11 protein-coding genes are annotated in these 14288 nt (G+C 58.2%); 10 read left to right on the top strand and 1 reads right to left on the bottom strand.

Annotated features, from left to right (window positions below; all coding sequences use genetic code 11):
* Positions 1-243: 243 nt before the first annotated feature.
* The 7 genes from QZR30_RS19440 (at position 244) to QZR30_RS19470 (ending at position 10806) form a co-directional block, all read left to right on the top strand.
* Positions 244-3075 (top strand): 2-oxoglutarate dehydrogenase E1 component, encoded by a 2832-nt coding sequence (locus QZR30_RS19440; protein ID WP_043051005.1) that lies wholly within the window; start codon positions 244-246, stop codon positions 3073-3075.
* A gap of 44 nt (positions 3076-3119) precedes the next feature.
* A complete protein-coding gene (gene odhB, locus QZR30_RS19445; RefSeq protein WP_046069089.1) occupies positions 3120-4355 on the top strand; it encodes a 2-oxoglutarate dehydrogenase complex dihydrolipoyllysine-residue succinyltransferase in 1236 nt (411 codons plus the stop codon).
* A gap of 99 nt (positions 4356-4454) precedes the next feature.
* The gene (lpdA, locus tag QZR30_RS19450) at positions 4455-5900 is read left to right on the top strand and encodes a dihydrolipoyl dehydrogenase (protein ID WP_043051007.1); all 1446 of its coding nucleotides are present in this window, start codon (positions 4455-4457) and stop codon (positions 5898-5900) included.
* A 204-nt stretch (positions 5901-6104) separates the two neighbouring features.
* Complete coding sequence (gene sucC / locus QZR30_RS19455; RefSeq protein WP_003190011.1) at positions 6105-7271, top strand: ADP-forming succinate--CoA ligase subunit beta; 1167 nt, start codon at positions 6105-6107, stop codon at positions 7269-7271.
* A complete protein-coding gene (sucD, locus tag QZR30_RS19460; protein ID WP_003190013.1) occupies positions 7271-8152 on the top strand; it encodes a succinate--CoA ligase subunit alpha in 882 nt (293 codons plus the stop codon). The genes sucC and sucD overlap by 1 nt, the downstream gene beginning before the upstream one ends.
* A 428-nt stretch (positions 8153-8580) precedes the next feature.
* A complete protein-coding gene (brnQ, locus tag QZR30_RS19465; RefSeq protein ID WP_046069088.1) occupies positions 8581-9894 on the top strand; it encodes a branched-chain amino acid transport system II carrier protein in 1314 nt (437 codons plus the stop codon).
* 171 nt (positions 9895-10065) lie between these two features.
* Complete coding sequence (locus tag QZR30_RS19470; RefSeq protein ID WP_046069087.1) at positions 10066-10806, top strand: DUF599 domain-containing protein; 741 nt, start codon at positions 10066-10068, stop codon at positions 10804-10806.
* 84 nt (positions 10807-10890) lie between these two features.
* Here QZR30_RS19470 and QZR30_RS19475 read toward each other — a convergent pair whose 3' ends face one another.
* Positions 10891-11148, bottom strand: coding sequence for a hypothetical protein (locus QZR30_RS19475; RefSeq protein ID WP_043051010.1), 258 nt, complete (start codon positions 11146-11148; stop codon positions 10891-10893).
* A 157-nt stretch (positions 11149-11305) separates the two neighbouring features.
* On the opposite strand from QZR30_RS19475, the gene QZR30_RS19480 reads away from it, so the two are divergent.
* The 3 genes from QZR30_RS19480 (at position 11306) to htpG (ending at position 14225) form a co-directional block, all read left to right on the top strand.
* Positions 11306-11782 (top strand): PaaI family thioesterase, encoded by a 477-nt coding sequence (locus QZR30_RS19480; RefSeq protein ID WP_046069084.1) that lies wholly within the window; start codon positions 11306-11308, stop codon positions 11780-11782.
* Complete coding sequence (locus QZR30_RS19485) at positions 11779-12231, top strand: PaaI family thioesterase (protein ID WP_046069083.1); 453 nt, start codon at positions 11779-11781, stop codon at positions 12229-12231. The genes QZR30_RS19480 and QZR30_RS19485 overlap by 4 nt, the downstream gene beginning before the upstream one ends.
* Before the next feature lie 89 nt (positions 12232-12320).
* Positions 12321-14225, top strand: coding sequence for a molecular chaperone HtpG (gene htpG, locus QZR30_RS19490; protein WP_056846272.1), 1905 nt, complete (start codon positions 12321-12323; stop codon positions 14223-14225).
* Positions 14226-14288: the final 63 nt, after the last annotated feature.

Below are 14288 nucleotides of genomic sequence, written 5' to 3' on the forward strand. Positions count from 1 at the left end.
AGGACCGTTGTGCCCGTAAATGCTGCGGCGCAGGCTTCAACCGGCGCCGTAGTTTTAACTTGAGCAGCGACTTACAAAGCCGCGGCTCTTATTTTGAAGAAATGAGACAAGCAGGGGCATTCGGGTTGGTACCCGAACTATCAGCGTGATCCTAAGTGGCTTGTTTTGGTCGCTGCACTTGGCCTTTTGCAAGCAGACTCGGTGTTTTCGCCGGTGGTGTCCCCAAATCGAGGGTGACCAAGCATGCAAGAAAGCGTGATGCAGCGCATGTGGAACAGCGGCTATCTTTCAGGTGGTAACGCTGCCTATGTGGAAGAGCTTTATGAGCTCTACCTGCACGACCCTAACGCTGTGCCAGAAGAATGGCGCACCAAATTTCAGACGTTGTCTTCAGACGGCAACGCTGCCACCGATGTATCGCACGCAACAATTCGCGATCAGTTCGTGCTGCTGGCAAAGAACCAGCGCCGCGCCCAGCCGGTTTCCGCCGGCAGCGTGAGCAGCGAGCATGAGAAGAAGCAAGTTGAAGTACTGCGACTGATCCAGGCCTACCGTATGCGTGGCCACCAGGCAGCCCAGCTTGACCCGCTGGGGCTGTGGCAGCGTCCTGCACCTGCAGACCTGTCGATCAATCATTACGGCTTGACCAATGCCGATCTTGATACGACCTTCCGTGCCGGCGACCTGTTCATCGGCAAAGAGGAAGCGAGCCTACGCGAAATTCACGAAGCGTTGCAGCAGACATATTGCCGCACCATCGGCGCTGAATTTACGCACATCACCGATTCCGAGCAGCGCCACTGGTTCCAGCACCGCCTGGAAGGCGTGCGTGGCCGCCCGGTATTGTCCGCCGATGTGCGCAGCCACTTGCTGGAGCGCGTGACCGCAGCTGAAGGCCTGGAGAAATACCTGGGCACCAAATACCCAGGCACCAAGCGTTTTGGCCTGGAAGGCGGCGAAAGCCTGATTCCGATGCTCGACGAACTGATCCAGCGTTCCGGTTCCTACGGTACCAAGGAAGTCGTGATCGGCATGGCTCACCGTGGTCGCTTGAACGTGTTGGTCAACACCTTCGGCAAGAACCCGCGTGAGCTGTTCGACGAGTTCGAAGGCAAGAAGAAGGTCGAGCTGGGTTCCGGTGACGTTAAGTACCACCAGGGCTTCTCGTCCAACGTGATGACCACCGGCGGTGAAGTTCACCTGGCCATGGCGTTCAACCCCTCCCACCTGGAAATCGTTTCGCCAGTGGTCGAGGGTTCGGTACGTGCTCGCCAGGATCGTCGCAACGACGCCACCGGTGAGAAGGTCCTGCCGATTTCCATTCACGGTGACGCGGCATTCGCCGGTCAAGGCGTGGTCCTGGAAACGTTCCAGATGTCGCAGACTCGCGGCTTCAAGACCGGTGGTACCGTTCATATCGTCATCAACAACCAGGTCGGCTTTACCATCAGCAACCCGCTGGATGCGCGCTCCACTGAGTACGCCACCGACGTTGCCAAGATGATCCAGGCGCCGATCCTGCACGTGAATGGGGATGACCCGGAAGCCGTGCTGTTCGTGACCCAACTGGCTGTCGACTACCGCATGCAGTTCAAGCGTGATGTGGTGATCGACCTGGTTTGCTACCGCCGTCGCGGTCACAACGAAGCGGACGAGCCAAGCGGCACTCAGCCATTGATGTATCAGCAGATCACCAAGCAGCGCACCACTCGTGAGCTGTACGCCGAAAGCCTGACCAAGGCCGGCGTGGTGGATGATGAGCGTGTCCAGGCCAAAGTCGACGAATACCGCAACGCCCTGGACAATGGCCTGCATGTAGTAAAAAGCCTGGTCAAGGAGCCAAACAAAGAGCTGTTCGTTGACTGGCGTCCGTACCTGGGCCACACCTGGACTGCGCGTCACGATACCTCCTTCGACTTGAAGACCTTGCAGGAACTGTCCGCCAAGCTGCTGGAAATTCCCGAAGGTTTCGTCGTTCAGCGCCAGGTGGCGAAGATCTACGAAGACCGTCAGAAGATGCAAGCCGGCGGCCTGCCGATCAACTGGGGTTACGCTGAAACCATGGCGTACGCGACCCTGGCGTTCGAAGGTCACCCGATCCGCATGACCGGCCAGGACATCGGCCGTGGTACGTTCTCGCACCGTCACGCGGTTCTGCACAATCAGAAAGACGCTTCCACCTACATTCCGTTGCAACACCTGTACGAAGGCCAGCCACGTTTCGACCTGTACGATTCGTTCCTGTCCGAAGAAGCCGTACTGGCGTTCGAATACGGCTACTCGACCACCACGCCGAACGCGTTGGTGATCTGGGAAGCCCAGTTCGGCGACTTCGCCAACGGTGCCCAGGTGGTGATCGACCAGTTCATCACCAGCGGCGAGCACAAGTGGGGTCGCCTGTGCGGTCTGACCATGCTGCTGCCACACGGTTATGAAGGTCAGGGCCCTGAGCACTCCTCGGCCCGTCTGGAGCGTTACCTGCAGCTGTGTGCCGAGCACAACATCCAGGTGTGCGTGCCGACCACCCCGGCGCAGATCTACCACTTGCTGCGTCGCCAGGTGATCCGCCCGCTGCGCAAGCCGCTGGTCGTACTCACGCCGAAATCGCTGTTGCGCCACAAACTGGCCGTCTCGACCCTGGAAGACCTGGCCGAAGGTTCGTTCCAGACCGTGATTCCAGAGATCGACACACTGGACGCCGCCAAGGTCACTCGCCTGATCCTGTGCAGCGGCAAGGTCTACTACGATCTGCTGGAAAAACGCCGTGCCGAAGGCCGCGAAGACATCGCTATCGTGCGTATCGAGCAGCTCTACCCGTTCCCGGAAGATGACCTCATGGAGATCATCGCGCCTTACACCAACCTCACCAATGTGGTGTGGTGTCAGGAAGAACCGATGAACCAGGGCGCCTGGTACAGCAGCCAGCATCATCTGCGTCGCAGCATCGGCAACCACAACAAGGCCCTGGGCCTGGAGTACGCCGGTCGTGATGCTTCTGCTGCACCTGCCTGTGGTTATGCGTCGATGCACGCCGAGCAGCAGGAAAAACTGCTGCAAGATGCTTTCACTGTTTAACGCCTTCGCGCTGACTGAAACCGAATTTTAAGGACCTACAGATAATGGCTATCGAAATCAAAGCCCCGTCATTCCCGGAATCGGTTGCCGATGGCACCGTTGCCACCTGGCACAAGAAACCAGGCGACGCCGTCAAGCGTGACGAGCTGATCGTTGACATCGAGACTGACAAAGTCGTACTCGAAGTGTTGGCTGAAGCTGACGGCGTGCTGGGCGCAATCGCTGATGGTGCCAATGAGGGCGACACCGTACTGTCCAACCAACTGCTGGGCTCGATCGAAGAGGGTGGCGCTGCCGCCGCGCCGGCCGCTGCTGCTCCGGCTGCTGCGCCTGCCGCTTCGGCGCCTGCTGCCGCACCGGCTGCCGCTGGCGAAGACCCAATCGCTGCACCGGCTGCACGTCAACTGGCTGATGAAAACGGCATCAACCTGGCTTCCATCAAGGGCACCGGCAAAGACGGCCGCGTGACCAAGGAAGACGTGGTTGCTGCCGTTGAAGCCAAGAAAAACGCCCCGGCTGCCGCACCTGCCAAGGCTGCTGCTCCGGCTGCCGCTGCTCCGGTATTCGCTGCCGGCGATCGCACCGAGAAGCGTGTACCGATGACCCGTGTACGTGCCACCGTCGCCAAGCGTCTGGTTGAAGCCCAGTCGAACATGGCGATGCTGACCACCTTCAACGAAGTCGACATGACCGAAGTCATGGCCCTGCGTTCGAAGTACAAGGATCTGTTCGAGAAGTCCCACAACGGCGTACGCCTGGGCTTCATGTCGTTCTTCGTCAAAGCGGCCACCGAAGCGCTGAAGCGCTTCCCGGCAGTCAACGCCTCCATCGACGGCAGCGACATCGTCTACCACGGCTATGCAGACATCGGCGTTGCCGTGTCCAGCGACCGTGGCCTGGTGGTTCCGGTACTGCGTAACGCCGAGCTGATGAGCCTGGCTGAAATCGAAGGCGGCATCGCCGGCTTCGGCAAGAAAGCCCGTGACGGCAAGCTGACCATCGACGAGATGACCGGTGGTACCTTCACCATCACCAACGGTGGTACCTTCGGTTCGATGATGTCGACGCCGATCGTCAACCCACCGCAAGCCGCGATCCTGGGCATGCACAACATCATCCAGCGTCCGATGGCCATCAATGGCCAGGTCGTGATCCGCCCAATGATGTACCTGGCACTGTCTTACGATCACCGCCTGATCGACGGTAAAGAAGCCGTGACGTTCCTGGTGACCATCAAGAACCTGCTGGAAGACCCGGCTCGCCTGCTCCTGGACATCTGATAGAAGCAGCCGCAAGTTGCGAGTTACAAGCTGTAGGAAAAAGCAGCTTGGCTTGCGGCTTGTGGCTAAAAGCTTGTCGCAAATAGAGGATCTATTTTCATGACACAGAAATTTGACGTTGTAGTGATTGGTGCAGGCCCTGGCGGCTATGTTGCCGCCATCAAGGCCGCGCAACTGGGCCTCTCGACTGCCTGCATCGAAAAATACACCGACAAGGAAGGCAAGCTGGCGCTGGGCGGTACCTGCCTGAACGTTGGCTGCATTCCTTCCAAGGCGCTGCTGGACAGCTCCTGGAAATTCCACGAAGCCCAAGACGGCCTGGCCATTCACGGTATCCAAGGGATCAGCCGTGAGACCCTGCGCATGGATGTTCCTGCCATGGTCGGCCGTAAAGCCAACATTGTTAAAGGCCTGACTTCCGGCGTTGCTACCTTGTTCAAGGCCAACGGTGTGACTTCCATCCAGGGCCACGGCAAGCTGCTGGCCGGCAAGAAAGTCGAAGTCACCAAGCCGGACGGTTCGGTTGAAGTCATCGAAGCCGAAAACGTGATCCTGGCCCCAGGCTCGCGCCCAATCGATATTCCACCGGCTCCGGTTGACCAAAACGTAATCGTTGATTCGACCGGCGCCCTGGAATTCCAGGCCGTGCCTGCGCGTCTGGGCGTGATCGGCGCCGGCGTGATCGGCCTGGAGCTGGGTTCGGTCTGGTCCCGCCTGGGCTCCAAGGTCACCGTGCTGGAAGCCCTGGACACGTTCCTGCTGGCTGCCGACACCGCCGTGTCCAAAGAAGCGCTGAAAACCCTGACCAAGCAAGGCCTGGACATCAAGCTCGGCGCTCGCGTGACCGGCTCCAAGGTCAACGGCGAAGAAGTCGTGGTGACCTACACCGACAAGGATGGCGAGCAAACCATCACCTTCGACAAGCTGATCGTAGCCGTGGGTCGCCGTCCAGTGACCAACGACCTGCTGGCCTCCGACAGCGGTGTAGAGATCGACGAGCGTGGTTTCATCCATGTCGATGATCATTGCTCTACCGCTGTTCCAGGTGTTTACGCCATCGGTGACGTGGTTCGCGGCATGATGCTGGCGCACAAGGCTTCCGAAGAAGGCATCATGGTTGTCGAGCGCATCAAGGGCCACAAGACCCAGATGAACTACGACCTGATCCCATCGGTTATCTACACCCACCCGGAAATTGCATGGGTCGGCAAGAACGAACAGCAGTTGAAAAACGAAGGTGTTGAAGTTAACGTCGGCACCTTCCCTTTCGCTGCTTCTGGCCGTGCCATGGCAGCCAACGACACCGGTGGTTTTGTCAAGGTCATCGCTGATGCCAAGACTGACCGCGTATTGGGCGTTCACGTGATTGGCCCAAGCGCTGCAGAACTGGTTCAGCAGGGCGCGATCGGCATGGAATTCGGCACCAGTGCCGAGGACATCGGCATGATGGTCTTCTCCCATCCGACCCTGTCCGAAGCGCTGCATGAAGCCGCGTTGGCAGTGAATGGCGGCGCCATCCACATCGCCAACAAGAAGAAGCGCTAAGCGAGATAATAAGAAACCACGGCGGAGTTGCCCGTCGTGAGCCTTGCGCGCAAGACTCACCGCGGAATATCCGCTGGACGCAGCCTTGTGCAGCTTTACGGGCCTTGAGCCCCGCAAGTTGCGCAAGCAGCAGTCACAGGTGGCGCGGCACTCATAATGAGCGCAGCGCCGAATGCGCAGTACCTAACGAAGACGGTAAAAAGCATGAATCTTCACGAGTATCAGGGTAAGCAGCTGTTCGCTGAATACGGCCTGCCAGTTTCCAAGGGCTACGCAGTAGACACCCCGGAAGCAGCAGCAGAAGCTTGCGACAAAATCGGCGGCAGTGAGTGGGTGGTCAAAGCCCAGGTCCACGCCGGTGGTCGCGGTAAAGCGGGCGGCGTCAAGCTGGTTCGCAGCAAAGAAGACGCCAAGGCCTTCGCACAGCAGTGGCTGGGCAAGCGTCTGGTGACTTACCAGACTGATGCCAATGGCCAGCCAGTCACCAAGATCCTGGTTGAATCGTGCACTGATATCGCTAAAGAGCTGTACCTGGGCGCTGTCGTTGACCGTTCGAGCCGTCGCATCGTATTCATGGCTTCCACCGAAGGTGGCGTGGACATCGAGAAGATCGCTCACGAAACCCCAGAAAAAATTCTGAAGGCCACTATCGATCCACTGGTTGGCGCCCAGCCATTCCAGGGTCGTGAACTGGCGTTCCAGCTGGGCCTGGAAGGCAAGCAAGTTGCCCAGTTCGCCAAGATCTTCGTAGGTCTGGCCAAACTGTTCCAGGATCACGATCTGGCCCTGCTGGAAGTGAACCCGCTGGTGATCAAGGCTGACGGCGATCTGCACTGCCTCGACGCCAAGATCAACATCGACGCCAACGCCATGTACCGTCAGCCTAAGCTGAAGACTTTCCACGATCCGTCGCAAGACGATCCGCGCGAAGCGCACGCTGCCAAGTTCGAACTGAACTACGTAGCCCTGGAAGGTAACATCGGTTGCATGGTCAACGGTGCTGGCCTGGCCATGGGTACCATGGACATCGTCAACCTGCATGGCGGCAAGCCAGCCAACTTCCTCGACGTAGGTGGTGGCGCTACCAAAGAGCGCGTTACCGAAGCGTTCAAGATCATCCTGTCCGACTCCAACGTCGCTGCAGTACTGGTCAACATCTTCGGCGGCATCGTTCGTTGCGACATGATTGCCGAAGGCATCATCGGTGCAGTGAAAGAAGTCGGCGTCAAAATCCCGGTTGTTGTGCGCCTTGAAGGTAACAACGCTGAACTGGGCGCTAAAGTACTGGCAGAAAGCGGTTTGAACATCATCGCGGCTACCAGCCTGACCGACGCTGCTCAACAAGTTGTCAAAGCTGCGGAGGGCAAGTAATGAGCGTCCTGATCAATAAAGACACCAAAGTTATCTGCCAGGGTATTACCGGTTCGCAAGGTAGTTTCCACACCCAGCAAGCCATCGAGTACGGCACTCAGATGGTTGGCGGTGTAACGCCGGGCAAAGGCGGTACCGAGCACCTGGGCCTGCCAGTGTTCAACACCGTGAAAGAAGCGGTAGAAGCCACTGGCGCCACCGCCAGCGTGATCTACGTTCCAGCTCCTTTCTGCAAGGACTCGATCCTGGAAGCGGCATTCGGCGGCATCAAGCTGATCGTGTGCATCACCGAAGGCATTCCTACCCTGGATATGCTGGACGCTAAAGTTAAGTGCGACGAGCTGGGCGTAGTCCTGATCGGCCCTAACTGCCCAGGTGTGATCACCCCAGGCGAATGCAAGATCGGCATCATGCCCGGTCACATTCACTTGCCAGGTAAAGTCGGTATCGTTTCCCGTTCCGGCACCCTGACCTACGAAGCTGTGAAGCAGACCACTGACGCCGGTTTCGGTCAGTCGACTTGCGTCGGCATCGGCGGTGACCCGATCCCGGGCTCGAACTTCATCGACATCCTGAAGCTGTTCCAGGAAGACCCGAAGACCGAAGCGATCGTGATGATCGGTGAGATCGGCGGTTCGGCTGAAGAAGAAGCGGCTGCCTACATCAAGGCACACGTGACCAAGCCGGTTGTTTCCTACATCGCTGGTGTGACTGCCCCTGCGGGCAAGCGCATGGGCCATGCTGGCGCAATCATCTCTGGCGGCAAAGGCACTGCAGACGAGAAATTCGCTGCGCTGCAAGACGCAGGCGTTAAAACCGTGCGTTCGCTGGCAGACATCGGCAAGGCCTTGGCTGAGCTGACCGGTTGGGCTGTCAAGTAAGCCTCGCGCTTAGCTGACGCTTCACCACACAAAGGCCACCTTCGGGTGGCCTTTGTGCATTCTGGGTCTGGGATATGGCCCTTCTGTAGGAGCGAGCTTGCTCGCGAAAAACGTCGACGATAACGCGTACTTACTGAATGAACGCGGCGCCTGTGAGTTTTTCGCGAGCAAGCTCGCTCCTACGAAAAACCTATATTGCTAAATTAAGTATGAAAACGCGACATTTGAATGTCGCTTATCGGACAGTGCGCCCCGCAACAGTGCGTTTGTCAGTCTAATTCTGTACCCTAACCGCCTCTTTATGCGTCCGCATCCCAAAAGGAAGCTGCGCGCTAGTACGGTCAGCCCTCATCAGGGCCGGCAGCATTTCCCTCATCCATAGGGAAGCCCTCTCTAAATTCCGATTCAGTAGTGTGGTATTTCCTCAAATGAAAGTGTTGAAAAGCCAGGATATCCTGGCGTTGGGCTTTATGACCTTTGCCCTGTTCGTGGGCGCCGGCAACATCATCTTCCCGCCCATCGTTGGCTTGCAGTCCGGGCCCCATGTCTGGATGGCGGCGCTGGGCTTCTTGATCACCGCGGTCGGTTTGCCGGTGGTCACCGTGATCGCCCTGGCCAAGGTCGGTGGTGGCATGGATGCGCTGAGCAGCCCGATCGGCAAGATCGCTGGTGGCCTGCTGGCGGCGGCGGCGTACCTGGCGGTAGGGCCACTGTTCGCGACCCCGCGCACGGCGACGGTGTCATTTGAAGTGGGTCTTGCGCCGTTGACCGGTGAAAGTCCGTTGGCGCTGTTCCTCTACAGCTCGGTGTATTTCCTGGTGGTGTTCTTCGTCTCGCTGTATCCAGGCCGGTTGCTGGACACCGTAGGTCGTTTCCTCGCACCGTTGAAGATCATTGCGCTGGCCATCCTCGGTATCGCCGCGTTTGCCTTGCCTGCCGGCGAAGTAGGGGTTGCTACTACGGAATATGTCGCCGCGCCGTTCTCCCAAGGGTTTATCAATGGCTACCTGACCATGGATACCCTGGGCGCCCTGGTGTTCGGCATCGTGATCGTCAACGCGATCCGCTCCCGGGGTGTCGAGTCGCCCAAGCTGATCACCCGCTACGCGATCATTGCCGGGCTGATTGCCGGCGTGGGCCTGGCGCTGGTGTACGTCAGCCTGTTCCGCCTGGGCTCGGGCAGTCATGCCGTGGCTGCTGGCGCCAGCAACGGCGCCGCGGTACTGCACGCCTATGTGCAACATACGTTCGGCTCCCTGGGCAGCGGCTTCCTCGCCGTATTGATCTCCCTGGCGTGCCTGGTCACCGCCGTGGGCCTGACCTGCGCCTGCGCCGAGTACTTCAGCAAGATCCTGCCGCTGTCCTACAAAACCCTGGTAGTGATCCTGGCAGTGTTCTCGTTGTTCGTGTCCAACCTGGGCCTGACCAAGCTGATCGCCTTCTCCATTCCGGTACTCACCGCCATCTACCCACCGTGCATCGTGCTGGTGGCGCTGAGCTTCTGTAAGGATTTCTGGCAGGAGCAAGGGCGTATTGTCGGACCGGTAATGCTGGTGTCGTTTATCTTTGGCTGCATCGACGCTCTCAAGGGGGCGGGCCTGGCGGATTGGATGCCAGCGCAATTGACCCACCTGCCGCTGAGTGAGCAAGGCCTGGCCTGGCTGGTGCCATCAGTGATGACCCTGGTCGTGGCGGTGGTGGTCGACCGCCTGCTCGGCAAGCGTAGCGAAGCCATCGCATAACAGATTGTTTGAGGCTGTATTGAAATGCCCCGTATCAATCGATACGGGGCATTTTTTATGCGTATGAGGTTACATATTTCTAAAGTTGTAACCCGGTAAGAGTGGAAGGAGGGTTTGCCCTCTCTCAAAGTTTACCGCGTTCGCCACACCCTCTCATGTAATAGGACCGGCATGTCGTTCGTTGAAACCAACCAAGCCCACCTGCTCGCCGCAATCTGGTTTGTTATCTGCTGGGGCGGCTATACCCGTTACGCCACCTGGAAAGCCCGTGACACCGCGTGTCTGGCCAGCGTGCTGCATCTGTACCGCGAAGACTGGATGAGCCGCATGCTATTGCGCGATAACCGCATCGCCGACGCCAGCGTGATCGGCAACCTGGAACGCAATGCCTCGTTCTTTGCCTCCAGCACTTTGATCATTCTCGCCGGTATTCTCACGGTGCTCGGCGCTTCCGAACGGGCGGTGTCGTTGCTGGCGGACATTCCCATGGTGCAGCAGGCGTCCCGTGGGATGTCGGAGATCAAATTGCTATGCCTGGCACTGGTATTTGTCTACGCTTTTTTTACCTTCAGCTGGTGCATGCGCCAGTACAACTTTGCGGCGGTGCTGGTGGGTTCGGCGCCGATGATCGGTGAGCGACAAGTCTCGGAACAGGAGCGCAAAGCGTTCGCGTCCCGGGCGGCGCGGGTGATTTCCATGGCGGCCAACCAATTCAACCTTGGGCTGCGTTCTTATTATTTCGGCATGACCATGCTGGCCTGGTTTGTCAGCCCTTGGCTGTTCATGTTGTTGAGCAGCGGGGTGGTGCTGGTGCTCTATTACCGAGAGTTTCATTCCGCGGTGCTGCAAGTGATGGTCTATACCCCGACCGATATGTCTGCGCCGGAGTCGGTCAAAGAGGCCGCACGCTGATTACGCCTGTGCCCGGCGCAAAATAAGCAGATAAAAAAAGCCCGCTATCTAAGCGGGCTTTTTTTGCGGAATCAGACCAGCCTATTAAGGCTTGGCAGGCTCTGCTGGTGCGGCAGGTGCAGCTTCTTTTGCGGCAGCTTCGTTAGCTTCAGCCTGAGCTTTGGCAGCATCAGCGTTTTCTTTCGCAGCGTCGTTCACTTTATCCTGTGCTTTAGCCATGTCTTGCTGAGCTTGCTCTTTATGGGCAGCAGCGTCTTGGGCTTTGTCTTCGGATTTCTTGTCGCAGGCAGCCAGGCCGAGGGCAGCGGCCAGCATCATGGAAATAGCTAATGTCTTGCGCATGGGGTGTTTCTCCTTATTGAAGATATCTACTGGCCTTTCGAGCCTAATGGGCCAGCATTAGTTCCTTTTATCCCACAGATATATATACGTTTTCGCACAGAAACTTTTTTCGGCGTTTTTAGTCCGCCGGATTCACACTAATAAGAGTCTAAAACCAATGACCGAAAACCCCTTGTTAGAGCGTGCCGCACGCTTTGTTTCGGCGCTGCGCCACTGCCAGGTGCTGGGTGTTGCCGTGCATGCGGCCAGTGAGGAGGGCATGACCCTCGTGCTGCCTTACGGCCCGCATATCGTCGGTGATCCCCTGAGCGGGGTAATCCATGGTGGCGCGCTGACTTCCTTGATGGACACGGCCTGCGGCATGGCCACCCTGTGCGTATTAGCCGAATTCGAGGTGTGCCCGACCCTGGACCTGCGCATCGACTACATGCACCCGGCCCAGCCCCATAAACCGGTCTATGGTTTTGCCCAATGCTACCGGGTCACCACTGATGTGATCTTTACCCGAGGTGTGGCCTACCAGGACGACCCGCAACAGCCCATCGCCCACGTGGTGGGCACGTTCATGCGCATGGGCAAGCGTCTCAAAGGCACGCAGGGGCTAGGCAGCACGGTCAGGGGAGAGCAGACATGACCCATAGGTTCAAGACCCGCCTGGAGCAGGCCCTCGCTCGCGGCAATTACGACGCACTTCTGGACTTGGTGCCCTATGCCAAGCTTATCGGTGTCGAATGCACCCGGTTGGGGGATGAGCTTCTGTTTCGCCTGCCGGCCAGCAAGGACAATATTGGTAACCCGATATTGCCGGCGTTGCATGGCGGAGTGATCGCCGGCTTTATGGAGCTGTCGGCGTCGATGCACCTGCTGGTGTCTACCGGCGCTCCGAGCCTGCCGAAGATTATCGACTTCTCTCTGGATTACCTGCGCGCCGGCCAGTTTCGCGACACTTACGCCAAATGCCAGGTATGGCGCCAGGGCCGCCGTGTGGCGAATGTGGCGATCACCGCCTGGCAGAGCACCCCGGCCGAACCGATTGCCACCGCCCGTGCACATTTCAAGATTGAGGAATTGGTCCGCCCTTGAAATCCTGGTCTTAGCCCCCAACTTTGATGACAACCCGCCGCCAACCCTCAAGGGCGCGGCCATTGCCATCCAATTGGAGTTTGATGACCATGAGTGTGGAAACTCAAAAGGAAACCCTGGGCTTCCAGACCGAGGTGAAGCAGCTGCTGCACCTCATGATCCATTCGCTGTATTCCAACAAGGAAATCTTCCTTCGCGAATTGATCTCGAACGCCTCTGACGCTGTCGACAAATTACGTTTTGAAGCCCTGTCCAAGCCGGAGTTGCTGGAAGGTGGCGCGGAACTGAAAATCCGTGTGAGCTACGACAAAGACGCCAAGACCGTCACCCTCGAAGACAACGGTATCGGCATGAGCCGTGAAGAGGCGGTTACCCATCTGGGTACTATCGCCAAATCCGGTACTGCGGATTTCATGAAGAACCTCTCGGGCGACCAGAAAAAAGATTCGCATCTGATCGGCCAGTTCGGCGTGGGCTTCTACTCGGCCTTCATCGTTGCCGACAAGGTCGAAGTGTTCAGCCGCCGTGCCGGGCTCGACGCCAGCGAAGGCGTGCACTGGGCTTCCAAGGGTGAGGGTGAGTTCGAAATCGCCACCATTGATAAGGCTGACCGCGGTACCCGCATCGTGCTGCACCTGAAATCCGGTGAAGACGAATTCGCCGATGGCTGGCGCCTGCGCAACATCATCAAGAAATACTCCGACCATATCGCATTGCCGATCGAATTGCCCAAGGAGCAAACCGCTGCCGAAGGCGAAGAGCAGCCGGCCGAGGAATGGGAAACCGTCAACCGTGCCAGCGCCCTGTGGACCCGTCCGCGTACCGAAATCAAGGACGAGGAATACCAGGAGTTCTACAAGCACATCGGTCACGACTACGAAAACCCGCTGAGCTGGAGCCACAACAAGGTCGAAGGCAAGCTGGAATACAGCTCGTTGCTCTACGTGCCGGCTCGTGCTCCGTTCGACCTGTACCAGCGTGAAGCGCCCAAAGGCCTGAAGCTGTATGTGCAGCGCGTGTTCGTGATGGACCAGGCCGAATCCTTCCTGCCGCTGTACCTGCGCTTTATCAAAGGTGTGGTCGACTCCAACGACTTGTCGTTGAACGTGTCGCGGGAAATCCTGCAGAAAGACCCGATCATCGATTCCATGAAGTCGGCGCTGACCAAGCGTGTGCTCGACATGCTGGAAAAACTGGCGAAGAACGAACCTGAGCAATACAAGAGCTTCTGGAAGAACTTCGGCCAAGTGATGAAGGAAGGCCCGGCGGAAGACTTTGCCAACAAGGAAAAAATCGCCGGCTTGCTGCGTTTTGCTTCGACTCAAGGCAGCGATGCAGAGCAGGTCGTGTCACTGGCCGAATACCTGGCCCGTGCCAAGGAAGGTCAGGACAAGATCTACTACCTGACCGGCGAGAAGTATGAAGCCGTCAAGGATAGCCCGCACCTGGAAGTCTTCCGCAAGAAAGGCATCGAAGTGCTGCTGCTGACCGACCGTATCGATGAGTGGCTGATGAGCTACCTCACCGAGTTCGACGGCAAATCCTTCGTCGACGTCGCCCGTGGTGACCTGGACCTGGGTAACCTGGACTCCGAGGAAGAGAAGAAAGAAGCCGAGGAAGTCGCCAAGTCCAAAGAGGGCCTGGTTGAGCGGATCAAGGCGTCCCTGGGGGATGCGGTCAGTGAAGTACGGGTTTCCCATCGCCTGACCGACTCTCCGGCGATCCTGGCCATCGGCGAGCAGGACCTGGGCATGCAGATGCGCCAGATCCTCGAGGCCAGCGGCCAGAAAGTGCCGGACTCGAAGCCGATCTTCGAATTCAACCCGGCTCACCCGCTGATCGAGAAACTCGATGGCGAGCAGAGCGAAGAGCGTTTTGGCGATCTATCGCACATTCTCTTCGACCAGGCCGCCCTGGCAGCCGGCGACAGTCTGAAAGATCCAGCCGCCTATGTGCGCCGTCTGAACAAGCTGTTGGTTGAACTGTCGGTTTAATACCCGCGTAGAAAAACCCGCTTCGGCGGGTTTTTTCGTTTTACCGCACCTCAACTGGAGAAA

The organism is Pseudomonas sp. rhizo25, assembly GCF_031931935.1.
Taxonomy (GTDB): domain Bacteria; phylum Pseudomonadota; class Gammaproteobacteria; order Pseudomonadales; family Pseudomonadaceae; genus Aquipseudomonas; species Aquipseudomonas synxantha.